Source organism: Variovorax sp. 20P10.2.4 (assembly GCF_058244205.1).
In genome coordinates, this window is sequence record NZ_JBZAYE010000008.1 from 1 (window position 1) to 22,927 (window position 22,927).

The following is a 22,927-nucleotide window of genomic DNA, read 5'->3' on the forward strand; positions in this document are numbered from 1 at the left end:
GGGCAACTGGATGAGCCACGGCCGCACCTACGACGAGCAGCGCTTCAGCCCGCTCGCGAAGATCAACGACCGCAACGTCGGCAAGCTCGGCATGGCCTGGACCTACAAGCTCGACGTCGACCGCGGCGTGGAGGCCACGCCGATCGTGGTCGACGGCGTGATGTACACCACCGGCGCCGAGAGCATCGTCTACGCGCTCGACGCGCGCACCGGCAAGCTCTTGTGGCGCCACGACCCCAAGGTCAACGCCGAGTCGCTGAGCCAGGGCTGCTGCGACGTGGTCAACCGCGGCGTGGCCGTGTGGAAGGGCCGGGTCTACGTCGGCGCCTTCGACGGCCGGCTGATCGCGCTCGACGCGCGCACCGGCGAGCAGGTCTGGTCGGTCGACACCGTGCTCGACAAGACCAAGAGCTACACCATCACCGGCGCGCCGCGCATCGTGAAGGGCAAGGTGCTGATCGGCAACGGCGGCGCCGAGTTCGGCGTGCGCGGCTACGTCACGGCCTACGACGCCGACACCGGCCAGCAGGCCTGGCGCTTCTTCACCGTGCCCGGCGACCCGGCCCAGCCGCCCGAGAACAAGGCCATGGCCATGGCGATGAAGACCTGGTCGGGCAACGGCTGGGTCAAGTGGGGCGGCGGCGGCACGGCCTGGGACTCGATGGCCTACGACCCCGAGCTCAACCTGCTGTACATCGGCACCGGCAACGGCTCGCCGTGGAACTACCAGTTCCGCAGCGAGGGCAAGGGCGACAACCTGTTCCTGTCCTCGATCGTCGCGCTCGACCCCGACACCGGCGACTACGTCTGGCACTACCAGACCACGCCCGCCGATCGCTGGGACTACACCGCCACCCAGCACATCGTGCTGGCCGACCTGCGCATCGACGGCAAGCTGCGCAAGGTGCTGATGCAGGCGCCGAAGAACGGCTTCTTCTACGTGCTCGACCGCACCGACGGCAAGCTGATCTCCGCCAAGAACTACGTGCCGGTCAACTGGGCCTCGCACATCGACCTGAAGACCGGCCGACCCGTGGAGACCGGCGCCGGCAACTACGGGCCCGGCGAGCAGAAGAAGCTGGTGATCCCGGCCTTCCTCGGCGGCCACAACTGGCACCCGATGTCCTTCAACCCGAAGACCGGGCTGGTCTACCTGCCCGCGCAGGAGACCATGGCCGAGCTCGAGGCGCAGAAGGAACCGCTGTTCCTGCCGACCAAGTCGGTGGTCAACCTCGGCCTGGAGGTGCCCGAGCTGCCCGAGGACCCCAAGATCGAGGCCCAGATCCGCGGCGCCTGGAAGGGCCGCCTGCTGGCCTGGGACCCGGTGCGCCAGAAGGCCGCGTGGTCGCACGACTACGCCAGCGCCTGGAACGGCGGCACCCTGAGCACCGCGGGCAACCTCGTGTTCCAGGGCACGGCCGACGGCCGCGCCGTGGCCTACGCGGCCGACAACGGCAAGCAGCTCTGGCAGAGCCCCGTCAACAGCGGCGCCATGGCCGGCCCGATCAGCTACGAGGTCGACGGCGAGCAGTACGTGAGCTTCATGGTCGGCTGGGGCGGCGCCTTCCCGCACATCACCGGCCCGATCTCGCTGAGCGCCCGCGTGCGGCCCGAGGCACGCGTCGTCACCTTCAAGCTCGGCGCCAGCCAGAAGCTGCCGCCCGCCAAACTCGCGCCCGCGCTGCCGCGCGCCGCCGACGTGCCGCCGCTCACCGCCTCAGCCGAGCAGATCAAGCAGGCGCGCGTCATGTTCAACGGCCTGTGCGGCTCCTGCCACGGCCTCAATGCCGTCAGCGGCGGCGTCGTGCCCGACCTGCGCTACATGAAGCCCGAGCAGCACGAGCTGTTCGCGGCCACCGTGAGCGGCGCACGCATCAACCGCGGCATGCCGGGCTTCGCGGGCGTGCTCAAGCCCGAGGACATGCAGCTGCTGCACCAGTACGTCATCAAGCGCACGCACGACCTCAGCGCGGAGATCGCGGCCGCCCGGCCGGCCGCCAAGTAGGCAAACCCCATGCCGACGCCCTGCCCGGACTGGCTATCATCCGGCCGACCTGGATGTGCAGTCGGAGATGGGCGCATGAACGACGAAGAGCTGATGGCCGCGCAACGCCAGTTGCGCCGAAGCCTGCTGGATGGCCACGGCGCCCTGCGCTGGCGGCCCGCGCGCGACCTGGCCGCGCACCTGCTGCTGCATCTCGACGAACCCGACGACTGCTGGCGCTTCGCCGCCGGCTGGCTGCGCGAGGCCTTCGACGCCGACCGCGTCGACTGTGGCTTCGGCCGCCCCGAAGAAGCCTGCTACCGCCCCCAGGCCGAAGCCCTGCGCCGCGACCGCGACGTGCCCTCGGTGATCGGCCTCGCCATCGACGCCGCCGACTGCGGCGTGCAGACCGTCTGGCATGCGCACGGCGTCGTGGTGCTGCGCGACGTCGAACAGGAGCGCCGGCTCGGCCAGAGCACGCGCGCCGAACTGCTGCGCATGGGCACGCGCGTGAAGATGGCCGCGCCGATCATGGACCGCACGCGGCCGCTGGGGCTGATGTGCGTCGACTGGATGGATGCCTGCGAACCGGCGCGCGACGAACGCTGGGCGCGCTTCGAGGAGATCGCGGCGGTGGTGCTGGGGCCGGTGATGAGCGCGGCGCAGCGCATGGCCAGCGGTGCGCAGCGGGACGTGGGCCGGCCGGTGCATGGCGGGGATGCGATCGATCTGCTTGAGAGCCTGACGCCGGCTGAACGCACGGTGGCTCGGCTAGCGGTCGATGGGCTGAGCTACAAGGAGATTGCGCGAAGGCTCAATCGGTCGTTCTCGACCGTGGATCACCAGTTGCGCAGTGCGCGGAGCAAGCTGGGGGTGAGTTCTACGGCGCGGTTGGTGAATTTGATGTCGGGGACGCGGTCTCACTGAGCGGCCCTCACGCGCGATACCCTCCCGGCCTCCCCCGGACACTCACTCGACGGGCAGCTTGTATCCGGCCTTCACGGCCTTGAGAGAGAACGACGATTCGATGGAAGTGACGCCCGGAAGCAAGCGCAACCGGGTGCTCACGAACTCGCCATAGTCCTGAAGGCTGCGGGCGACCACGCAGAGCAGGAAATCGGTGCTGCCCGACACGTTGTGGCACCAGACGACCTCCGGCATCAACAGCACCTGCTCCTCGAACGCGAGCTGAAGCTTCGGGTCATGGCTCGAAAAGCGGATCTGCACGAATGCGGTGACCGCGTAGCCCAGGGCCTGCTGATTCAGCACGGCGCTGTAGCCGCTGATGCAACCCGTTTCCTCCAACGCCTTGACGCGTCGCCAGGTCGGCGCCTCCGCGATGTGCAGCTGCTTGGCAAGCGCCGCATTGGTGATCCGGCCATCGTCCTGCAAGGCACGCAGGATCAGGGTGTCGCGTTTGTCCATTTCACACGGGGGTCGATAAAGAATCGAAAGATTCTTACCCAGAAGCAGAGGATTTGGGTAATTTTTAGAAGCACATTACCCGACGAAGAAGCCAGACTTCCAGGCATCGAATTCATCCCTCTTCAACGAGTTCTCGCCCATGGACACCGCCTCCCGCTCCTTCTCCACGCAAGCTATCCACGCCGGATACGCCCCGATGACCCATCAGGGCGCGCTCAATCCGCCGATCTACTGGTCGTCCACCTATGCGTTCGAGAACGCCGCCCAGGGATCGGCCCGCTTCGCCGGCGAGGAGGCCGGGATGATCTATTCGCGCGTCACCAATCCGACCGTCCAGGTGCTCGAGGAGCGGCTCGCCGCGCTCGAAGGCGGCGAAGCGGCCCTCGCCTTCGGTTCCGGAATGGGCGCCATCTGCACCTTGATCTGGACCTTGCTGCGGCCGGGCGACGAACTGCTGGTCGACCTCACGCTCTACGGCTGCACGCATGCCTTGGCCAACCACCTGCTGCCCGAGTTCGGCATCGTGACCCGCGCGGTGGACTTCACCCGGCCCGACGAACTGCGCGAGCATCTGAATGCACGGACCAGGCTCGTGCTGTTCGAGACGCCCGCCAATCCGAACATGCGGCTGGTGGACATCGAAGCCGTCAGCGCCGTCGTGCATGCCCACAGCAGCGCGCTAGTCGCGGTCGACAGCACCTACTGCACGCCTTACCTGCAACGGCCGCTGGCCCTCGGCGCCGACGTCGTCGTGCATTCGCTCACCAAGTACATCAACGGGCACGGCGATGTGATCGCCGGGGCGCTCGTCGGCGGCAGCGAACTGATGGCGCGGATGCGCTTCGTCGGCATCAAGGAACTCACGGGTGCCTGCATGTCGCCAATGGACGCGTTCCTGGTGTTGCGCGGCCTGAAGACCTTGCCCGTGCGCATGGATCGCCACTGCCGCAGCGCGCAGCGGATCGCCGAGTTTCTCGAGGCATGTCCGCAGGTGGCGGTCGCCCACTACCCCGGTCTTGCGTCCCATCCCCAGCATGCACTGGCCCGACGCCAGATGACACAACCGGGCGGCATGATCGCGTTCGACCTGCACGGCGGCGTGGAGGCCGGAAAGCGCTTCATCGACGCGCTCCAGCTCGTGACGCGAGCGGTGAGCCTCGGCGACGCGGAGAGCCTGGCCCAGCATCCCGCCAGCATGACCCATTCGCCCTACACCGAGGAAGAGCGTCGGCGGCATCTCATCGGCGACGGGCTCGTGCGTCTTTCCGTGGGCCTGGAGGACGAAGCCGACCTGATGGCCGACCTGCGGCAGGCTCTTGAAGCGGCGATGCGCTGACACGGGAGCAAGCGCCATGTCCTCTTCAGCCAACGATCAGGCCGGCCCCCTGCGCTGGCACCACGACGACGCCGTGACGACGGTGGTGCTCGACCGGCCGCGGCAACGCAACGCGCTGGACAGCGCGACCGTGCAAGCGCTGCTGCAACTCGCATTGACGCCGCCCGAAGGAACGGCAGTGTTCCTGCTCAGCGCCGAAGGACCTCACTTCTGTGCCGGACTGGACCTGGCGGAGCACGTGGCGCTCCAACGCGGTCCGGACGATTTCTTCCGCTTGTGCCGGCTCTGGCACTCGGCGTTCGACGCGCTGCAGCAAGGGGGCGTGCCGGTCGTCGCCGCGTTGCAGGGCGCGGTGCTCGGCGGCGGTCTCGAGCTTGCGGCATCGGCGCATGTGCGCATTGCCGACGAAACCGCGTTCTTCGCGCTTCCCGAAGGCGAGCGAGGCATCTTCACGGGTGGCGGCGCGACCGTGCGTGTCGCACGCATCGTCGGCACGGACCGGATGACCGAAATGATGCTGACCGGCCGAGTCATCGATGCGCAGCAGGCGCTTCGCATCGGCCTGGTTCACGAGGTTGCGAAGGAAGGCACGGCGCTCGTACGTGCCCGAGAGCTGGCACGAAAGATCTCGCGCAACGCGCATGCCACCAACAGAGCCATCGTCATGGCTCTGCCGCGCATCGCCGGCATGTCGCATTCCGATGGCCTGTACACCGAGGCGCTGGTCGCCGCCCATGTTCAGGCGACGGGCGAAGTGCACGAGCGGCTGGAGCAATTCCTGAAGAGAAAGACAGTTCAACGGCCCTGATTCGCGGGTCGCTTCATGTGCCGGCGGCCGAACAGTGGCGCACACCGGCCCCTATCTTTCATCGCTCCTTCGATGCGAGCCTCGTTCGCGGCGTTCGGATGCCCACTGCGCTTTCCATCAGCGCGATCGGCCTGCGTGGGCTGACGCTCAGGGTCGACGCTCACGGCACCCGATCGAATCAAGCATGCGTGGCGCCGCTGCAGATCCATCGTGTGTCATCCATTGGGGTCCGTGATCGATGGATGCCGAAAATTCCATTTCTGATCAGATGAATTGGATTCTATTATTCCGCTTGAACCTGCAGGTCTCCAATAGACGCCGAGATACGGCCCTCTTTTTTCAACGCAAGACAGTCGACGGAAGGAACTATGGGATTCAGTAACCGGCTCAGCTCCGCTGGCGGCGCATTGTTCGCCGCACTACCTGTTTGTGCAGCGGCATGCAGCCTCGCGCCGTCCGCGTATGACCTGGAAGCGTTCATGAAGCAACGAGATTCTTTGCAAGTGGTCATCCTTGCCAGAGTTGTTGCAGTTCAGAATCTGCCACCTCGCCCGCAGATGCTCTCTGAGCAGAAAGTCGAGTTTGAGGTGCTGCGTTCATGGCGCGGAGGGAATCAACCGACGATTGTCACGACGATTGGCGTCGGCGAACCAAGTGGTATCAGTTGTAGCGGCATTGGCAACTTCCACGTGAAGCTGCGGCAAACATGGCTCTTGGTGGGAAGCTACGACAATACCGGTTTTCGCCCGTCAGCACTTAAAAGCAAGCTTCTTCCCGACGGCGTACTTCCGCCTGAGACATTGAAGCTGCTGGAGTCCAGCAAATAGGCCGCTGACGGCGGCGGATTGCGTCGTTGGCAGCGACTGAGTAGTGCCCGCGTAGAAAACCTCCTTCAGGAACGCTACTTCGTATTGAACTCACGGAGAATCTTGAGGGCCAGAGCGCCGTATCCGACGCCCGTGCCGCGGTTGTGTTTGTCAAGGTTCTGTTGATTCGACACGTCGTGCCATCTATCAGGTTGAGTCGGGTCGGCATCCAAGTCGACGGCAAACTCGATAAATCGCTCATCCTGGGAGAGAAGCAAACCGAAGTATGTCGGCATGCCCGGGTAGTCAACATCAAGGCTCAAAATGATGGAGCGGCTCCACTGAATTCCGTGAAATTCACAGACTTTGGCCAATTGAGGCGGCGGCTCGTGTGCACGCCAGTAGAGGGCCTCGGTTCGCAGTCCGTCTTCAGTGCGAGTATTCTGCTGCTGCACGTTCAGCTGGCGCGGAACTCGTTGTGTCATCTTGGTTCCGGAAATGGAGTGACTGTCGGACCGGATGCCGGGATCTTTTCGAAGCCAATCGAAACGAACACGGCCGTTGAACCCGTGATGCGCTTGGCACGGTAGAAAACAACGCGGTGAACTTGCATGGGTGCTCTGATGTGAATGACGAGTTCTAGCTGCCTTGCGTTGCTAGTGGATGATGCCTAGCTTCATCAGCGCGACAGCGTTGACTACCGCCGACAGGACCACAAGATCAAGAAGCATCTTGCCTTCCAGACCTGGCCTGGCACTCAAGTGCAGTCGAAGGAAGCCGAGCCAAGTCCCCAAATCTGTACGGGATTTCTCAAGCATGAACAACATCGATATCGCGAAGGCACCCATTCGTTTCGGATCGTGCAGCGAACGCCAAGGAGAAGTGGAAACTGCAAAGAAGCACACATAGATGAGGTTCGCGAAGACCCGACCAATGATCGACAACCCCAGCGGAAGAGGTGGATGGAACCGGTGAACAAAATCCCTGAGGTGCACTCTAGTTGGCGTCGTCGTCTGGATGACTTGGCTGTGGCCTGAACCCATCGGCTCAATTCGACCGCATCACCATCCGCCAAGAAATCTGCGGCGCCCGAACACTCGCACACACCGGCCCCCCATCCTTCATCGTTCCTGCGATGCGCGCCTCGATCGCGGCATTCGGGTTTCCCACTGCGCGTTCCACCAGCGCGATCGGAATGTCGACCAGCTTGATCTTCGCCCTTCGTTCCCACGGCGTGCCCATCTGGCCTGCGTAGAAACCGGAGTTCACGTACACGAATCGATCCGCGGGCGTGCCTTGCGCGAAAGGGCCCCGGAAGTTCGGGAACCCATCGGGCAGCGAAGGTCCAAGTGTCAGCGTGATGGCGAACGACACCGCGTCTGCCGTCGCGAGGAATGGCTTCACCAGCTCATCGCGGCCGCGCTGCACGGCGAAGTCGACGCCTGGCGGCGGCGACAGCACGGTGAGGATGATTTGAAGGTTTGCTGAGTGGTCGGCCTGCATGGGCCGCAGTTTAGAGCTCGGTCGTCATGCAGCACGCGCCAGTGGCTCACGTGCCAGCTCTAGTTCCCGCAGCAGCTCTTGCCGCACCAAGGCCGCCTTCCTGGCCTGCGCCTCACGCACGTGGCCGTAACCTCGGATGCTTTGAGGCAGCGAAGCCAGCTTGGTCACGATGGGCAGGGTCTCGGCACGCAAGTCGGACAGGGCCGCACGCATGTCGTCCTCGTACTGCGCCAGTAGCTGACGGTCCAACGTGCGCTCCGCCGCGTTGCGGAACGGGTCGAGCCAGGTCCCTCTCAGGCCGCGCAGCCGCGCCATGCACTTCATCGCCAGAAGCACCCATGGGCCGACTTCGCCCTTCACGGGCTTGCCGCTGTGGGGATCCTTGCGCGCGAACGGCCAGACCCCGAGGTGAAAGCGCAGCCTGACGGGGCCTTCGAATTCCTGCGCCAGCGCCGAGCGAAAGTCGGGATGCGTGAACAGCCGGGCAACCTCCCACTCGTCCTTGCTCGCCAGCAGCCGGTGGTAGTTGTGTGCCACGGCCCTGGCCAGGGCGTCGCCCGACTGAAGTCCGGCTTCCAGCTGACGCGCCTTCTCCACCAGCTCCTTGTAGCGCTGCACATGCAATTCGCCGCTGTGGGCACGCAGGTGCTCGATGCGGTGCGCGACGGTCTGGTCGAGCCCGCGGGCTTGCCGCGGCATGAAGGTGATGACCTGCGCCGGTTGCTCGGCCTTCAGGTGGCGCTCGACCGCCGGCTGGTCATGGGCAACGCGCCGCCCCCAGAGAAACGCCTCCTTGTTCATGGCCACGGCCACGCCGTTGAGCTCGATGGCCCGCTCGATCGCGGCCCTTCCCAAGGGGATGAAACCACGTTGCCAGGCCAGGCCCAGCATGAACATGTTGATGCCGATCGGATCGCCGACCAGCGCGGTGGCCATGCGCTCGCCATCGATCAGCACGAGATCGGCCGTGCCCGCCGCAACCTCTATGCGCTCGATCAGCATCTTCGGATCGAGCTGCCAGTCGGGATTGCGCGCGAAGTCGCTGGTCGGCACGAGGCCTGTGCTCACCACCGCACGCCCGCGACCGGCGGGCAGCCGCGTCAGCGACTCGTCCGATGCCGCGACGACGAGGTCACAGCCGATCAAAGCATCGGCCTCGCCCTCGGCGATGCGCGTGGCATGCAGCATCCCCGGGTCGGGCGCGAACCGCACGTGCGAGGTCACGGCGCCGTACTTCTGCGAGAACCCGGTGACATCGAGGTTGGAGCTGTAGCGGCCCTCCAGATGGGCGGCCACGGCCAGGGTCTGGCCGATGGTCACGACGCCCGTGCCGCCGATGCCGGAGATCAACACGCTGCAGGCGCGTTGCAGCGGCGCGATGTCGGGCTCGGGCAGCGCCTGCGTGTACGGGCGCGGCGATGCCGCCTGTGCCTCGACGCGCGCCGCGGCGCGGCGCGGCTTTCCGCCCTCGACGCTGACGAAGCTGGGACAGAAGCCCTCCACGCACGAATAGTCCTTGTTGCAGCTTCCCTGGTTGATGCGGCGCTTGCGGCCGAGCTCGGTCTCGAGCGGCTCGATCGACATGCAATTCGAAGCCACGCCGCAATCGCCGCAGCCCTCGCACACGGCGGGGTTGATGAACAGGCGCCGATCGGGATCGGGCAGCTTGCCGCGCTTGCGCAGCCGGCGCCTTTCCGCCGCGCACGCCTGGTCGTACAGGATCACCGAGACACCGGGGTATTCGCGGAACTCGCGCTGCACGGCGTCGAGGGCCGTGCGGTCATGCACGGCCACGCCCTCTGGCAACTTCACCGCGGCATAGCGCTGCGGCTCATCCGTGACGACCGCCATCTTGAGAATGCCCTCCGCCGCGAAGCCCGCGAGGATCTGCGGCGGGCTGAGATTGCCCTCGACCGCCTGCCCTCCGGTCATGGACACGAAGCCGTTGTACAGGACCTTGTAGGTGATGGGCACCTGCGCCGCGACGGCCTGCCGAATCGCCAGGTAGCCCGAGTGCGCCAGCGTGCCGTCGCCGATGTTGGCGAACACATGGCGCTCGGCGGTGAAGGGTTGCTGGCCGAGCCACATCACGCCTTCGGCACCCATGTGCGACCAGGTGGTGGTCTGCTGCGGGTTCACCAGCAGCGCCATGCTGTGGCAGCCGATGCCGGCCAGCGCGCGGCTGCCTTCGGGCACCTTGGTCGAACGGTTGTGCGGGCAGCCCGAGCAGAAGCCGGGCACGCGGTTCGGCCCCGGCACCTTCGCGGATGCGCTCGCGCACTGCGCGGGCACGGGCACCTCACGGCCCAGCACGCGCGCCAGCACTTCCGTCACCCGTATCGGCGAGATCTCGCTGGCATTCGGAAAGGCGACGTCGGCGGGACCCGACTCGAAGAGCCCGCCTTCGAACAGCTTGCCCACCAGGCGCGGTGCATTCGCGCGGCCATAGAGGATGGTGCGCACCTGGTCTTCGAGGATGGGCCGCTTCTCCTCGACCACGACGATGGTGTGCAACCCTTGCGCGAACTCGCGCACGATCTCCGGATCGAGCGGCCAGACCAGTCCGATCTTCAGCAGCTTCAAGTCGGCGAACCCACCCACGGTTGCTTCACTCTCGCGCCCCAGGGCCTGCAATACGTCCTGCCAGGCCTTGCCCGCCGCGATGACGCCGACACCCGCTCCGGCGGGTTCCGCGACGATGCGATTGAGCCGGTTCGCCCGGGCATAGGCGAGCACCGCGGCATGCTTGTGGTTGTAGAGCCGGTCCTCCTGCGGCAGCGGCATGTCGAAGCCGCGGATGTTGTATCCCGCGCCGAACGGGTCCACCGGCCGGCTCGGTGCCTCGGGCACGGTGATGAGGGGCGCATCCGTCCCCACGTAGACCGAGCCTCCGCCCTCGACGACGTCGGTCACGACCTTCATGCCCACCCAGCAACCCGAGAAGCGGCTCATGGCGATACCGTGCAGGCCGTAGTCCAGCAGCTCCTGCGTGTTGGAGGGATAGAGCACCGGCATGCCGACCGCCATGAGGATCGGGTCGGAGAAGTTGGCGACCGAGGAACTCTTCGCGCCGTGGTCATCGCCCGCCAGGCACAGCACGCCGCCCTTGGGCGAGGTACCGGCCTGGTTGGCGTGCCGAAGCACGTCGCCCGAACGGTCCACGCCCGGGCCCTTGCCGTACCAGATGCCGAACACGCCATCCACGCGTGCGCCCGGAAAAGTCCCCACGTACTGCGAGCCCCAGATGGCGGTGGCGGCCAGGTCCTCGTTGAGGCCCGAACGGAACACCACGTTGGCGGCCTTCAGTTGCTTCTCGGCGGCCCACAGCTCCATGTCGTAGCGGCCCAGCGGCGAACCGCGGTAGCCCGAGATGTAGCCCCCCGTGTTCCATCCGGCCGCGGCATCGCGCGCGCGCTGCTGCAGCGGCAGGCGCACCAGCGCCTGGATGCCGGTCATGTAGACCCATCCGTCATCGACGCCATAGCGGTCTTCGAGCGCCGCGACGTCACGTACCAATGCAATGTTCAAGATCCGTCTCCTGTGGGGTTTCAGTGCTGGGCGGCCGGCACGTCGCTGCCGCTGCGGCCTACCAGGAATTGCAGGTCGCAGCCGTCATGGGCCTGGTTGACGGTGTCGACGTACAGCCTGACGTAGCCTCGGGTGGCCACGGCGGCAGGCGGTGTCCACGCGGCCAGCCGCTGCTGCAACTCCTGCTCGGACACGAGCAGCTCGAGCCGCCGGGCCTCGACGTCGAGCTCGATCAGGTCGCCGTCGCGCACGACGGCAAGGGCGCCGCCCACGGCCGCCTCGGGCGACGCGTGCAGCACCACGGCACCGAACGAGGTACCGCTCATGCGGGCGTCCGAGATGCGGACCATGTCCGTCACGCCCTGCTTCAGCAGCTTGGCGGGAATGGGCAGCATCCCCAGCTCCGGCATGCCCGGAAAGCCCTTGGGGCCGCAGTTCCGCAGGACCATGACCGAGTCCGCATCGATGTCGAGATCGGGATCGTCGACACGCCGGCTCAAATCGTCCTGGTTCTCGAACACCACCGCGCGGCCCCTGTGCTTGAGCAGGCGCGGCTCGGCGGCCGAAGGCTTGATGACGGCACCGTTCGGGCACAGGTTGCCGCGCAGGATGGCGACGCCAGAGGTCGCCATGAAGGGCTTGGCCACGCTGTGGATCACGTCCGGGTTCCAGCAGACGGCGCCGGCGTTGTTCTCGGCCAGCGTCCTTCCGGTGACGGTCAGCGCATCGCCGTGCAACAGGCCCGACTCGCACATGTCGCGCAGGATCACGGGCAGCCCGCCGGCCTCATGGAAGTCCTGCATCAGGTAGCGGCCCGAGGGCTGGAGGTTGAGCAGCGTGGGCACATCGCGCCCGACCCGGTGCCAGTCCTCGATGTCGAGCGGGACTTCCATGCGCCGCGCCACCGCCGTGAGATGGATGACCGCGTTGGTCGATCCACCGATGGCCGCGTTGACCGCGATGGCGTTCTCGAACGCTTCGCGGGTCAGCACCTTGTCGAGCCTGAGGTCCTCGCGCACCATGTCGACGATGCGGCGGCCCGCCATGCGCGCCAGCACGCGGCGCCTGGCATCCACGGCGGGAATCGATGCGTTGTCGGGCAGCCCCACGCCGAGCGCCTCGACCATCGAAGCCATCGTCGACGCCGTTCCCATCACGTTGCACACGCCCACCGATCGGGTGAGGCAGCCCTCGGCCTCCTCGAAGTCCTCGTTGACGGCGCGGCCGGCGCGCAGGTCCGCCGCCAGGTTCCACGCATCCTTGACGCCGAAGGACTTGCCGCGGAAGCTGCCGTTGAGCATGGGCCCGCCGGACACGCCGATGGTCGGCAGGTTGACGCTGGCGGCGCCCATCAGCAGCGCGGGCGTCGTCTTGTCGCAGCCCATCAGCAGCACCACGCCGTCGAGGGGGTTGGCGCGCAGCGTCTCTTCCACGTCCATGCTGCACAGGTTGCGCAGCAGCATGGCCGTGGGGCGCGTCAGCATCTCGCCGGGCGAGATGACCGGAAACTCCATCGGCACACCGCCCGCTTCGAGGATGCCTTCGCGCACATGCTGCGCCAGCTCGCGGAAGTGCGAATTGCATGGCGTGAGATCGGACCAGGTGTTGCAGATGCCGATCACGGGCCGCCCGTCGAAGTGATCCATCGGCACGCCGCGGCTGCGAACCCAGCCCCGGTTCGCGAAGTTCCTGGCGCCCCGGCCTTCGAACCAGGCTTGCGACCGCAGCCTGCGCTTTTCTTCATCGGACATACGCTTGTTTTCCTATCGCTATCACATGAGAGGGATCAGCTCGCGCGGCGCCGGCCGGTGGTTTGCGCCGGTCATGCCAGGCCGTGCGAGCGCATGCGCCGCTCCAGCACGGCCAGCACCGGTGCCAGCAGGACCACGATTAGCAACGGTGCCGCGGCGGCACACATGGCGAGCTTCACGCCCATCTGTTGCGCCAGCAGCGCTGCCGCGATCAGCGGCGCGGCGCTGCTGCCGAAGCGCGAGACCGCTCCCTTCCAGCCGACCGCGGCACTGCGCAGCGCGGCCGGATAGACGATGGGCGTGATGATGTTGAGCGACTGGTAGGTGCCGACGACGAAGAAGCCGGCGCTGACGATCACGGCGATGAAGCCCGCGGTGCCGAACGGAAACAGGCCGAGCCCGGCCAGCGACAGAGCGCCCAGCAGCGCATACACGGCGGTCACGGGATAGCGTCCGAAGCGGTCGATCACGAAGCCTGTCGACAGGCCTGCGACGATGGACGCCAGCCCGGCCATCGACGCGTAGACCGCGAAGCTGGCGACCGGCACGCGCCCGAATTCATGGAAGAAGACCGCGCCGATGCCGAACAGGTTCACGGCGATCTGGCCGCAGATGCAGGAGAACCAGAGCGCCGCGGTGAAGAGTGCGCGACGGTCGCCGAAGATTTCGATGATCGAGATGCGCGCGCCGGTTCGCCGTGCCGGCCCGCGAAGCCTGGTGCCGGCATCCACCAGGATGCCCAGCTTGCGCAGCGCCTTGAGAATGTCGCTCGGTGGCGCGCCGGTGCGCGCCAGATGCAGCGGCGACTCCGGCATCCACAGCACGATCGGCAGGATCATCAGCAGCGGCGCCAACGCGCCGATCAGGTACATGCCCTGCCAGCCGATGCGGTCGAGCGCGAGGGCCACGAGCCCGCTGGCGCCCACGGCGCCGATGGCCACGCCGGCATAGACGATGCCCACCATGGTCGAGCGGCGCTTGACGGACGAGATGTCGGCCACCAGGCTGGCGGCCGCGGGCAGCAGGCCGCCGCCCAGCATGCCGGCGATGAAGCGGGTCGCGCCAAAGCCGAAGACCGAAGTGGCGAACACGCTCTGCAGCGTGGCGACCGAGAACAGCGCCAGCAGCGCGATCAGCATGCGCTTGCGGCCGAAGTGATCGGCCAGCGGCGACAGCAGCAGGCCACCGATCGCCTGCCCCATGGGCTGCAGCGCGAAGGCGCCGGTCAGGCTGGCGGTCGGCACGCCGAGCGCGGATGCGATGGCGGGGAGCATCTGGCCGGTCACGGCCAGGTCGTAGCCATCGATCAGCAACACGAGGAACAGCGTCGCCACGGTGAGAACGTGGCCGCGCCGCACGGGCGATGCGTCCAGCAGGCCGCCGAGGTCGGTCTTGTCATTCATGGCGCGGCGCTTCAGATGCCCAGCTGCCGGGCCGCCAGGTCCTTGAGGATTTCCTCGGAGCCGCCGCCGATCATCATCACCTTGGCTTCGCGATAGATGCGCTCGGAGCGGGTGCCGCGCATGTAGCCCATGCCGCCGAGGATCTGTACCGCCTGGTCGGCGCAGAACTGCATGGCCTGCGTGGAGAGGATCTTCGCCATGCAGGTTCGCGCCACGAGCTGCTCGGGATCGCCATGCCGGTGCTCGAGCCGCCACGCCAGCTCGTAGACCAGCGCGCGGGCGGCGTCGATCTTCAACGCCATGTCCACCAGCTTGTGGCGAATGACCTGCCGCTGCGACAGCGGCTGCCCGAAGGTCACCCGGTCGCGCGCCCAGGCCAGGGCCTCGTCGAGACAGGCCTGGGCGAAGGCGCACGCGGCGGCCGACATCGACAGCCGCTCGCTGTTGAAGTTGGTCATGAAGACCTTGAAGCCCTGGTGCTCGGTGCCCAGCAGATGGCCGACCGGCACGCGCACGTCGTCGAAATGCAGATGCGCGGTGTCGGAGCACCACCAGCCCATCTTCTTGAGCGGCGTGCGGGTGAGCCCTGGCGAATCCGCATCCACCAGCAGGGCCGACACGCCCGCGGCGCCCTTCGAGCCCGCATCGGTACGCACGGCCACGGTGATGAAATCGGCGCGCATGCCGGAGGTGATGAAGGTCTTCTCGCCGTTCAGCACATAGTGGTCGCCATCTCGCCGCGCGGCGCATTTGAGCGACGCGACGTCGGACCCGCCGCCGGGCTCGGTGACCGCCAGCGCGGCGATCTTCTCGCCGACGAGCACGGGCGGCACCACGCGCCGCTTGAGCGCTTCGCTGCCATGCGCGGCCACGGGTGGCAGGCCGATGGTGTGCGACAGCAGCGAGGCCTGCACGCCGCCACAACCCGCGCGCGCCACCTCCTCGATCGCGACGAGGTAATGGAAGATGTCGGCCGCCGTGCCGCCGAGCGCTTCGTCGTAGCCGATGCCGAGGGCACCCAATGCACCGAACTGGCGATAGAGCTCGCGAGGAAAGGTCTCGGCCTCGTCCCAGTCGTTCGCGAAAGGGACGATCTCGCGGTCGACGAATTCGCGCAGCGTCGATCGGAAGACTTCATGCTCGGCGCTGAAGTAGTGAGGGAGTGGACGTGTTTCGATCATCGTGTCCCCATCTTCTTGCGGTGCGAGATGGCCGTCTTGCGCGCAGCGGCTGGCGTGTTCGACGTCGGGTCGAGGGCCGATGGCTAGAGCGCCTGCGCGATGATGCGCAGCTTGCGCGAGCCCGCGATGATGTCCCTGGGCTTGAGCCCGTAGACCTGGCGGATCGAGTGGCTGAAATGCGTCGAATCGGGATAGCCGATGTCGAGCGCGACGTCGACCAGGCTGGCGTCCGTGTGCACGTGATGCAGCAGGCTGCGGGCCCGCTTCCAGGCACGCACGTTGCGAAATGGAATGCCCACCTCTTCCTTGAACAGATGGCGGAAGCGCGAGATCGACAGGTTCACGCGCGAAGCGCATTCATCGGAGGCGACGGCACCGGTCGGATCGGCCTTGATGCGCTCCAGCACGCTCGCGATGCGCTGGTCGAGCGCGCGCGCGGGCAACGCCGCGCCGAAAAAGCTCTGGTCGAAATCGCACGGGTGCAGGTCGAGCGCGCCGCCTTGCGAAGCAAGCCGGCGATGGACCTCGCGCACATGCGTCGCGAAGTCGGGTGCATGCACCGCGCCGCACAGGCGCAAGAGCGGCGGCAGCCGGCTCGCGTCGACCGTCTCGGGCTCGATCAGCACGATCAACACGTTGCGGCCCTCGCAGGCGATCTCGTAGGGAACGTAGGGCTGGACGATCGCGACCTCGGTCGATTGCCATTCGCCCCTTTCGAGCCGCACGCGCAGTCGGCCGTCGATCGCGACGTACGCGACGAGGGCCCCTTGCGTGTGCAGGCTTCGGGCACCGAGAAGGCCGGCATAGAAGAGGCGGTCCTTCGTGATCCACATGACGCGGTCGGCGCTGGTGCAGCGCCCTGGAACGAAGGCGTGGTCGCCCGTGTCGATGGAATCGCTCATCCCGTGCCCCCGCTGCTGCGATCCCGCTGGCTCAAGCACCCTTGGCGGGAATGATGGGCAGCAGGATGAAGGGCTCGTTGCCCTTGTCGAAGTGCAGCGTGTTCTCGCCGCCGAAGACCTCGGGCGGCCGGTCCTGCGGATTCGCGTGACGGAACGGGCCGACGCCCGTCATCGGATAGGGCTGGTCCGAGAAGCCGGCGTCGCCGAGCCCGTGGTCGTAGTCGCAGCCCCGGATGTTGAGGGCCAGCGTGTAGCCGGGCGGAATCACGATGGAGGTCGGCAGGATCTCGATGTCGAGCACGACCGGCTCGTCCGGCACGAGCGGCTGCAGCTCGTCGTGCGTGTGGTATGGGCGGTAGGGCAGCGACTTCGCCGTGTCCAGCTTGCGGTGCGAGGCGCGCAGCCATCCCAGTGCGATCGGCACGCGCGGATCGTTGGAGCCGACGAACAGCACCTCCTTGCCGTCGGGTGCGTAGAGCCGCAACGCCAGGAAGAGATCGGCATCCGCCGTCCTGGAAGACACCACGAGCCGCGCCGCGATCGGGCCAGTGATCTCGATCTCTTCCCTGGCCGGCGGAAGCTTGAACACGAGCCCTTCGCTCATCGCCTGGTAGGCGATGCTGGCGCCGGTGGCCGGCGTGGTGCCCAGGGTGCGGGTGGCGGGCTCGAGGTAGTACTTCGTCCACTGCGTGCGGGCCAGCGGCCATTCCTGCTCGTCGCGGATCGTGAAGTGCTCGCCCGGCCGGCGGATCTGCAGCTGCACCGGCGGCTGGCGGTCCCAGCCCGTGTCCTTGCCTTGCAGGAAGTGGGCGAGAAAGCGCTTCTGCAATTCAACGCCCTCGGCGCGGTAGAAGGGGCTGAAGTGGCTGTTGCCATGCACCTCCAGCCATTTCTGGCTCGAGCCCGCGTCCAGATAGCCCTCGAAATTGCCGCGCGGATGCACGCCCATGCCACCCCAGTTCGCGGCCGACAGCAGGGGCACCTCGATGCGGCTCACGTCGGGCTTGCGCGACGAATAGAACGCGTCGTCGAGCGGGCGGTTCAGCGACTCGTTGGACATCTTCGGCGCACGGTTGGCCGCCAGTTCCTCGTCCGACAGCGTTTGCGGGCCGCAGACCAGCTCGCCGTTGTTCGGATTGCGCGCGCCACGCTCTCCGTAGCCGTGCTGAATGCGCAGCACCTGGCGCTCATACCAGCCTTCGCCGAACTGCGAGTAGATGCCGCCGTGTCGGGCCGCATCGCGATAGCGGTCGACGAAGCCCTCCCATACGCAGATGGCGGCGAGGTGCGGAGGCCGCAGCGCGGCCACGTACCACTGGTTGCTCGCGTAGTAGGAGATGCCGTTCATCCCGATCTTGCCGTTGCTCCACGGCTGTGCCGCCGCCCATTCGATGCATTCGTAGATGTCTTTCGTCTCCTGCTCCGAGGTCGGATCGAGCACGCCCGGCGAGCGGCCCGCTCCTCGGCTGTCGACGCGGATGCAGACGAAGCCGTCGGGCACCCACTTCTCGGGATCGATGACTTCCCAGTTCATGTACTTGTTCGACGAGCCTTCGGCGATGTCGGGGAAGTCGCGCACCATGCGGTCGTACGCGCTCTTGTAGCCCACCTGCATGGGCACGCCCTTGCCATAGGCGCCGTAGGAGATCAGTGCCGCATGGCGGCCGGGTTCCTGCGGGAGGAAGACATCGGCGCGCAGCACGACGCCGTCGCCCATCGGAATCGGCACATCCCAGAGGATGCGCATGCCGTCGGCATGGACGGCCTCGGGCATGTCGTTGGAGAGCGCGCCGTCGGCGCGGCCCTGGTTCGGGTTCGTTTGGTTCATGGTGATCTTTCCTTCTGAAACTCAACTGATCTGGATTCCCAAGGGCGGCAGGATCCTGGCGAAGCGATCGATCTCCGAATCGACATAGGCCTTGAAATCGCGCGGCGCCATGGCCTCGAGCACGCCGCCGCCGTCCTGGATGTACTGCCGGTACTTGGGGTCCTGGCCGAGCTTCGCGAACATGGCGTGGAGCGAATTGGCTGCGGCCTCGCTCATGTTCTTCGGCCCCCAGATGCCCGACCAGGCGGGGATGTCGGGCACGTCGAGCCCGAGTTCGGCGAAGGTGGGTGCGTCGGGAACGATCGGCGAGCGCACGTTGCCCGAGAGGCCGAGCGCCCGCATCTGCTTGCCCTGGATCCAGCCCTGCGCGGAAACCGGCGCGAGGAAGGTGCAATCGACGACGCCCGACACCAGGTCGTTGCTCGGCGCGCCCTTGTACGGGACATGGACCAGGTCTACCCCGGCGTTCCTGCAGAACAGCGAGGCCATGATGTGGGTGGGATTGCCCAGGCCCGAGTTCGCGATGGTGAGCTTGCCCGGCGAAGCCTTCGCGGCATCGATGAACTGCTGCAGGGTCTTGAAGCGGGAGTTCGCTCCAACCAGCAGGGCCCATCCGTAATAGGTCGCCAGCCGCGTAATGGGCGTGAAGTCGGACTTCGAGTCGAAGGGCAGGCTCTTGTAGAGCACCGCGTTGGTCGTGTGGCCCGCGGAGTTCAGCAGCACCGTGTTGCCGTCCGGCTTGGAGCGCGACACGTCCAGCGATCCGATCACCGCGCCCGCGCCGGGCTTGTTGTCGATGATGACGTTGCGCCCGCTCGTGGTCTCGAGGGTGTGCGCCAGCAGCCTTCCGGTGACATCCATGCCCGATCCCGCGGGAAAGGGCACGACGATCCGCAGCACATCCGACTTGGCCGGCTGGGCCATCGCCGGCAATGCGCTGCCGAGTGCCGCGCTGATGAGTGTCCTGCGATTGATGTTGCTCATTGCCTTGTCTCCGTATTTGTTTTTCGAGGTGCCACTTCGTGCATCGGCGCCAGGTGCGCCAGATACGCCGTTAGCGGGGCGAGAACGACGTCGGTTTGAGGATCTGCGACTCCTGCTGCCGCAAGGCGCCCAGCTCCTTCGAGCGGGCCCTGTATTCCTGCCAGGCCGGATCGGCCTCCATGGCCGAGCGCCGTTGCTCGCGGTCGGCCAGGCTGTCGAATCGCCACAGATGCACGATCTGGTTCAGCGGGCCGATCTCGCTGACGTAGAAGCCGACGAGGCCTCCCAGGTACTTGTTCTGCAGCGGCAGCGCCATGCGCTCGTAGAGCTGCAGGAAGTCGGCGGCGCGCCCGGGTTCGGCGGTGTAGGTTCTGAGTTCGAAGATCATGGCTGCGCCTCGTTCTCCACGGGATTCGACAGGACCCCGATGCCTTCGATCTCGATCTCGATGGTGTCGCCGGCCTTCATCCACACGGGTGGCTTGCGCGCATAGCCGACGCCCGCGGGCGTGCCCATCACGATCACGTCGCCGGGTTCGAGCGTGAGCGCCTCGGTGAGCAGGCACAGCGTTTCCGCCACGGGAAACAGCATCTGTGCGGTGTTGCTGCTCTGCATGACCGTGCCGTTGAGGCGCGACTCGATCTTCAGCCCCGCGGCACCGGGCGGCAGCTCGGACGCGGGCACCAGCCAGGGCCCCAGGGCGCCGGTGGCATCGAAGTTCTTGCCGATGGTCCATTGCGCCGTCCTGCGCTGGTAGTCGCGCAGCGTGGCGTCGTTGAAACAGGCATAGCCGGCCACGGCCTCGAGCGCATCGGCCTCGCTCAGGTGGCGCGAGGTCCTGCCGATCACCACGGCCAGCTCGGCCTCGAAGTCGAGCTGGCTCGAAACGCGCGGCCGCTGGATCGCCGCGCCGTGCGCCACGAGCGAGGACGCGCCGCGCAGAAAGAAGCTGGGGTAGTCAGGCCGCTGGTTGCCGCCTTCGGCCGCGTGGTCCGCGTAGTTGAGCCCCAGGCAGATGATCTTGCCGGGCCGTGGCACCACGGGCAGCAGCCTCGCGGCATCGAGCGGGATGCGGGCCGCGGCGGGCACGGCGGCGGCCTGCTTCGCGGCGGCGGCGAAGCCGGCCGCACCACGGCTGCAAAGGGCCACCATGTCACCGGGCAGGGTGACGATGGCGCCATCGACGACCGCGCCCAGGCGGGGCGTCGGATCGGAGTCGGTATGGAAGGTGACGAAGTTCATGGGCTTGCGAGAGCTTGCGAGAGGAAGGAGATCGATCAGGAGGTTTTCAGCCCGGCGCCGACCGAGCTCATCAGCGCGTGCAGCGCGCCGTGGCCCTCGAAGCCGATGCCGGGCCGCTGCGGCGGATGCACGAAGCCGTCCTCAACCCGCGTGTCGTCGGCAAAGCCACCGAAGGAGCCGAACACGCCGGGATAGGCCTCGCAACCGCCGAGGCCCAGGCCCGCCACCAGCGCCAGCGACATCTGGTTGCCGCCGTGCGGGAAATGGCTGCCTGCGCCCCACCCCTGCGCCTCGAGCGCCAGCGCCATGCTGGCGAAGGCATGCAGGCCGTAGGACTGCGGCGGGTCGACCTGGATCAGGTCCTTCTCGCTGCGCCAGCCACCGAGGCGCACGAGGTTGGTCACCTCCTGGTTGCCATAGAGGTTCTCGCCGACCGCGAGCGGTGGCGCGTACACCGAGGCCAGCTCGGCCATCAGCGAATAGTCGTTGGGATCGCAGGGCTCCTCGAACCAGCGCAGGTCGTACGGCGCCAGCGCCTTCGCATAGACGAGCGCCTCGTCGCGCTGGAACTTGCAGTTGGCATCGACCGCGAGGTGGCTGCTGTCGGGCAGCACGCTCAGCGCGCAATCGATACGGCGCAGGTCCTCGTCGAGCGATGCACCGCCCACCTTGATCTTCACGTGGGTGTAGCCGGCGGCCTGGTGGCCGCGGATCTCGTCGGCCACGTCCTGCGGCACGCCGCCCGGCCGGTACCAGCCTCCGCCCACGTACACGGACACCTTGCGCTGCATGGTCCCGCCGCGATAGCGCCGCGCCAGCACTTCCGCGGTCGGAAGGTCCTGCGCCTTGCCGATGGCATCCCACAGCGCGGTCTCGATGGTGCCGATGGCGATCGAGCGTTCGGCATGGCCGCCCGGCTTCTCGCCGACGAGCATCGCCGTCACGGCCTTGGCCGGATCGAGCACGCCATCGCCGTCGAGCAGCGACTCGGGCCGGGCCCGCAGCAGCCGGGGGAAGAAGCGCTCGCGCATCGGCTGCCCGCAGGCGTAGCGGCCGGTGGAGTTGAACGCGTAGCCGGTGACCGGCATCCTGCCGCGGCCCGGGTCCAGCCGTACCGCGACGATCGAGGTCGTCATCTCCGCGAAGGAGAACACGGCGTTGCGCATGGTGCTCTGCACCGGAAAGGCCGCTTCCTGGAGGTCAATGATCCGCATGATGCTTTCTTGTGTGTCCTGAACTTCTTGGGTGGGCGGTCTCAGCGCGACGGCTCGATGCCGGCCGCGCGGATGAACTGGGCGTAGCGAACCAGTTCCTCGCCGATGTGCTTGCGAAAGGCTTCCGGCTTCGCCGGTGCCGCGGGCAGAAAGCCCATGGCCAGCAGCCGCTCGCGCGCCTCGGGCTGGCGCAGCACCTCGCCGACATCGGCGTTGATCTTCTGCACGATGGCCGCGGGCGTGGCGGCCGGTGCCACGAAGCCCAGCCATGCGCCATAGCGAAAGCCCGGGAAGCCGGACTCGGCCATGGTCGGCACCTTGGGCAGCACGGCCAGCCTTTCCGAGGTGCCGACGGCCAGCGGCACGAGCCGGCCCGACTGCAGGAACGGCAGCACGGCCGAGACGCCGGCGAACATCACCTGCACCTGGTCGCCCACGACCGCCGTGGCAGCTTCCGCCGCGCCCTTGTAGGGCACGTGCAGCATCCGGATGCCCGCGCTGCGCATCAGGATCTCCATCGGAAGATGCTGGGCGCTGGCGACGCCGCTGGAGCTGAAGTTGATTTCACCGGGGCTGGCCTTGGCGGCATCCACCAGTTCCTTGACCGAATGCACCTTGAGGCTGGGCGACGCGACCAGCACGAAGGGGGTTTCGCCGATCAGCGCGATCGGCGCGAAATCCTTGAGGGGGTCGTAGGGCAGCCTGGCATACAGCGCCGGATTGGCCGCCAGCGTGGTGTCGTTGGGCACCAGCAGCGTGTAGCCGTCGGCCGGTGCGCGGGCGACCTGCTGCGCGCCGATGATGCTGTTGGCGCCGACCTGGTTGTCGACCACGGTGCCCTGGCCCCAGCGCTGCGCGAGCTTGCCCGCCATGAAGCGCGAGGCCATGTCCGCGCCCGCGCCCGCCGCGAACGGCACGACGATGCGCACGGGCTTCTCGGGATAGTCGGCGTGGGCCGGGGCGCCCAGCGCCAGCGCGGACAGCGCCATGGCTGCGCAACGCAACGCGGTCTTGATCATCCTTGTCTCCATC

20 protein-coding genes are annotated in these 22,927 nt (G+C 67.1%); 5 read left to right on the forward strand and 15 right to left on the reverse strand.

Features of this window, described 5'->3' with window-relative positions:
- On the forward strand, positions 1-2,005 hold a 2,005-nt coding region (locus tag AC27VN_RS01720; protein ID WP_490875395.1), incomplete at its 5' end, for a PQQ-dependent dehydrogenase, methanol/ethanol family.
- A gap of 75 nt (positions 2,006-2,080) precedes the next feature.
- Positions 2,081-2,911 carry a helix-turn-helix transcriptional regulator gene (locus AC27VN_RS01725; protein WP_490875396.1) on the forward strand — a complete coding sequence of 277 codons (831 nt, stop codon included), beginning with the start codon at positions 2,081-2,083 and terminating at the stop codon, positions 2,909-2,911.
- A 42-nt stretch (positions 2,912-2,953) separates the two neighbouring features.
- Here the strand turns inward: AC27VN_RS01725 and AC27VN_RS01730 are convergent, their stop codons facing one another.
- Positions 2,954-3,409 (reverse strand): Lrp/AsnC family transcriptional regulator, encoded by a 456-nt coding sequence (locus AC27VN_RS01730; RefSeq protein WP_490875397.1) that lies wholly within the window; start codon positions 3,407-3,409, stop codon positions 2,954-2,956.
- Between the two features lie 139 nt (positions 3,410-3,548).
- Between AC27VN_RS01730 and megL the strand changes: the two genes are divergently transcribed.
- From megL to AC27VN_RS01745, 3 genes are all read left to right on the forward strand, one after another.
- Entirely contained in the window at positions 3,549-4,745 is a 1,197-nt protein-coding gene (megL, locus tag AC27VN_RS01735) for a methionine gamma-lyase (protein WP_490875398.1), read from the forward strand.
- Between the two features lie 16 nt (positions 4,746-4,761).
- The gene (locus AC27VN_RS01740) at positions 4,762-5,553 is read left to right on the forward strand and encodes a crotonase/enoyl-CoA hydratase family protein (protein ID WP_490875399.1); all 792 of its coding nucleotides are present in this window, start codon (positions 4,762-4,764) and stop codon (positions 5,551-5,553) included.
- 479 nt (positions 5,554-6,032) lie between these two features.
- Complete coding sequence (locus AC27VN_RS01745; RefSeq protein ID WP_490875400.1) at positions 6,033-6,380, forward strand: hypothetical protein; 348 nt, start codon at positions 6,033-6,035, stop codon at positions 6,378-6,380.
- A gap of 74 nt (positions 6,381-6,454) precedes the next feature.
- Here the strand turns inward: AC27VN_RS01745 and AC27VN_RS01750 are convergent, their stop codons facing one another.
- From AC27VN_RS01750 to AC27VN_RS01815, 14 genes are all read right to left on the reverse strand, one after another.
- Positions 6,455-6,844, reverse strand: coding sequence for a hypothetical protein (locus AC27VN_RS01750; protein ID WP_490875401.1), 390 nt, complete (start codon positions 6,842-6,844; stop codon positions 6,455-6,457).
- 171 nt (positions 6,845-7,015) lie between these two features.
- Positions 7,016-7,402, reverse strand: coding sequence for a hypothetical protein (locus AC27VN_RS01755; protein ID WP_490875402.1), 387 nt, complete (start codon positions 7,400-7,402; stop codon positions 7,016-7,018).
- Between the two features lie 4 nt (positions 7,403-7,406).
- Positions 7,407-7,862, reverse strand: coding sequence for a DUF5990 family protein (locus AC27VN_RS01760; protein WP_490875403.1), 456 nt, complete (start codon positions 7,860-7,862; stop codon positions 7,407-7,409).
- Between the two features lie 24 nt (positions 7,863-7,886).
- Positions 7,887-11,390 (reverse strand): indolepyruvate ferredoxin oxidoreductase family protein, encoded by a 3,504-nt coding sequence (locus tag AC27VN_RS01765; RefSeq protein ID WP_490875404.1) that lies wholly within the window; start codon positions 11,388-11,390, stop codon positions 7,887-7,889.
- Positions 11,391-11,410: 20 nt separating this feature from the next.
- The gene (locus AC27VN_RS01770) at positions 11,411-13,141 is read right to left on the reverse strand and encodes an IlvD/Edd family dehydratase (RefSeq protein ID WP_490875405.1); all 1,731 of its coding nucleotides are present in this window, start codon (positions 13,139-13,141) and stop codon (positions 11,411-11,413) included.
- A 71-nt stretch (positions 13,142-13,212) separates the two neighbouring features.
- Positions 13,213-14,544 (reverse strand): MFS transporter, encoded by a 1,332-nt coding sequence (locus tag AC27VN_RS01775; protein ID WP_490875406.1) that lies wholly within the window; start codon positions 14,542-14,544, stop codon positions 13,213-13,215.
- Positions 14,545-14,555: 11 nt separating this feature from the next.
- Positions 14,556-15,725 (reverse strand): acyl-CoA dehydrogenase family protein, encoded by a 1,170-nt coding sequence (locus tag AC27VN_RS01780; RefSeq protein ID WP_490875407.1) that lies wholly within the window; start codon positions 15,723-15,725, stop codon positions 14,556-14,558.
- An 83-nt stretch (positions 15,726-15,808) separates the two neighbouring features.
- Positions 15,809-16,627, reverse strand: a complete 819-nt coding sequence (locus AC27VN_RS01785; RefSeq protein ID WP_490875408.1) for a helix-turn-helix transcriptional regulator — start codon at positions 16,625-16,627, stop codon at positions 15,809-15,811.
- Between the two features lie 31 nt (positions 16,628-16,658).
- Positions 16,659-18,455, reverse strand: a complete 1,797-nt coding sequence (locus AC27VN_RS01790) for a CocE/NonD family hydrolase (RefSeq protein WP_490875409.1) — start codon at positions 18,453-18,455, stop codon at positions 16,659-16,661.
- 21 nt (positions 18,456-18,476) lie between these two features.
- Entirely contained in the window at positions 18,477-19,439 is a 963-nt protein-coding gene (locus tag AC27VN_RS01795) for a Bug family tripartite tricarboxylate transporter substrate binding protein (protein WP_490875410.1), read from the reverse strand.
- Positions 19,440-19,509: 70 nt separating this feature from the next.
- Positions 19,510-19,827 carry an NIPSNAP family protein gene (locus tag AC27VN_RS01800; RefSeq protein ID WP_490875411.1) on the reverse strand — a complete coding sequence of 106 codons (318 nt, stop codon included), beginning with the start codon at positions 19,825-19,827 and terminating at the stop codon, positions 19,510-19,512.
- Positions 19,824-20,681: a fumarylacetoacetate hydrolase family protein gene (locus AC27VN_RS01805; RefSeq protein ID WP_490875412.1), complete on the reverse strand. Its 858-nt coding sequence runs from the start codon at positions 20,679-20,681 to the stop codon at positions 19,824-19,826. Before AC27VN_RS01805 ends, AC27VN_RS01800 begins: the two co-directional genes overlap by 4 nt.
- 35 nt (positions 20,682-20,716) lie before the next feature.
- Entirely contained in the window at positions 20,717-21,895 is a 1,179-nt protein-coding gene (locus tag AC27VN_RS01810; RefSeq protein WP_490875413.1) for an enolase C-terminal domain-like protein, read from the reverse strand.
- Positions 21,896-21,936: 41 nt separating this feature from the next.
- On the reverse strand, positions 21,937-22,914 hold the full coding sequence (locus AC27VN_RS01815) for a Bug family tripartite tricarboxylate transporter substrate binding protein (RefSeq protein WP_490875414.1): 978 nt from the start codon (positions 22,912-22,914) through the stop codon (positions 21,937-21,939).
- Positions 22,915-22,927 lie beyond the last annotated feature (13 nt).

Coding starts and splice junctions, on each gene's coding strand:
- AC27VN_RS01725 (WP_490875396.1), top strand. CDS start 2,081: ATGAACGACGAAGAGCTGATGGCCGCGCAACGCCAGTTGCGCCGAAGC.
- AC27VN_RS01730 (WP_490875397.1), bottom strand. CDS start 3,409: ATGGACAAACGCGACACCCTGATCCTGCGTGCCTTGCAGGACGATGGC.
- megL (WP_490875398.1), top strand. CDS start 3,549: ATGGACACCGCCTCCCGCTCCTTCTCCACGCAAGCTATCCACGCCGGA.
- AC27VN_RS01740 (WP_490875399.1), top strand. CDS start 4,762: ATGTCCTCTTCAGCCAACGATCAGGCCGGCCCCCTGCGCTGGCACCAC.
- AC27VN_RS01745 (WP_490875400.1), top strand. CDS start 6,033: ATGAAGCAACGAGATTCTTTGCAAGTGGTCATCCTTGCCAGAGTTGTT.
- AC27VN_RS01750 (WP_490875401.1), bottom strand. CDS start 6,844: ATGACACAACGAGTTCCGCGCCAGCTGAACGTGCAGCAGCAGAATACT.
- AC27VN_RS01755 (WP_490875402.1), bottom strand. CDS start 7,402: ATGGGTTCAGGCCACAGCCAAGTCATCCAGACGACGACGCCAACTAGA.
- AC27VN_RS01760 (WP_490875403.1), bottom strand. CDS start 7,862: ATGCAGGCCGACCACTCAGCAAACCTTCAAATCATCCTCACCGTGCTG.
- AC27VN_RS01770 (WP_490875405.1), bottom strand. CDS start 13,141: ATGTCCGATGAAGAAAAGCGCAGGCTGCGGTCGCAAGCCTGGTTCGAA.
- AC27VN_RS01775 (WP_490875406.1), bottom strand. CDS start 14,544: ATGAATGACAAGACCGACCTCGGCGGCCTGCTGGACGCATCGCCCGTG.
- AC27VN_RS01780 (WP_490875407.1), bottom strand. CDS start 15,725: ATGATCGAAACACGTCCACTCCCTCACTACTTCAGCGCCGAGCATGAA.
- AC27VN_RS01785 (WP_490875408.1), bottom strand. CDS start 16,627: ATGAGCGATTCCATCGACACGGGCGACCACGCCTTCGTTCCAGGGCGC.
- AC27VN_RS01790 (WP_490875409.1), bottom strand. CDS start 18,455: ATGAACCAAACGAACCCGAACCAGGGCCGCGCCGACGGCGCGCTCTCC.
- AC27VN_RS01795 (WP_490875410.1), bottom strand. CDS start 19,439: ATGAGCAACATCAATCGCAGGACACTCATCAGCGCGGCACTCGGCAGC.
- AC27VN_RS01800 (WP_490875411.1), bottom strand. CDS start 19,827: ATGATCTTCGAACTCAGAACCTACACCGCCGAACCCGGGCGCGCCGCC.
- AC27VN_RS01805 (WP_490875412.1), bottom strand. CDS start 20,681: ATGAACTTCGTCACCTTCCATACCGACTCCGATCCGACGCCCCGCCTG.
- AC27VN_RS01810 (WP_490875413.1), bottom strand. CDS start 21,895: ATGCGGATCATTGACCTCCAGGAAGCGGCCTTTCCGGTGCAGAGCACC.
- AC27VN_RS01815 (WP_490875414.1), bottom strand. CDS start 22,914: ATGATCAAGACCGCGTTGCGTTGCGCAGCCATGGCGCTGTCCGCGCTG.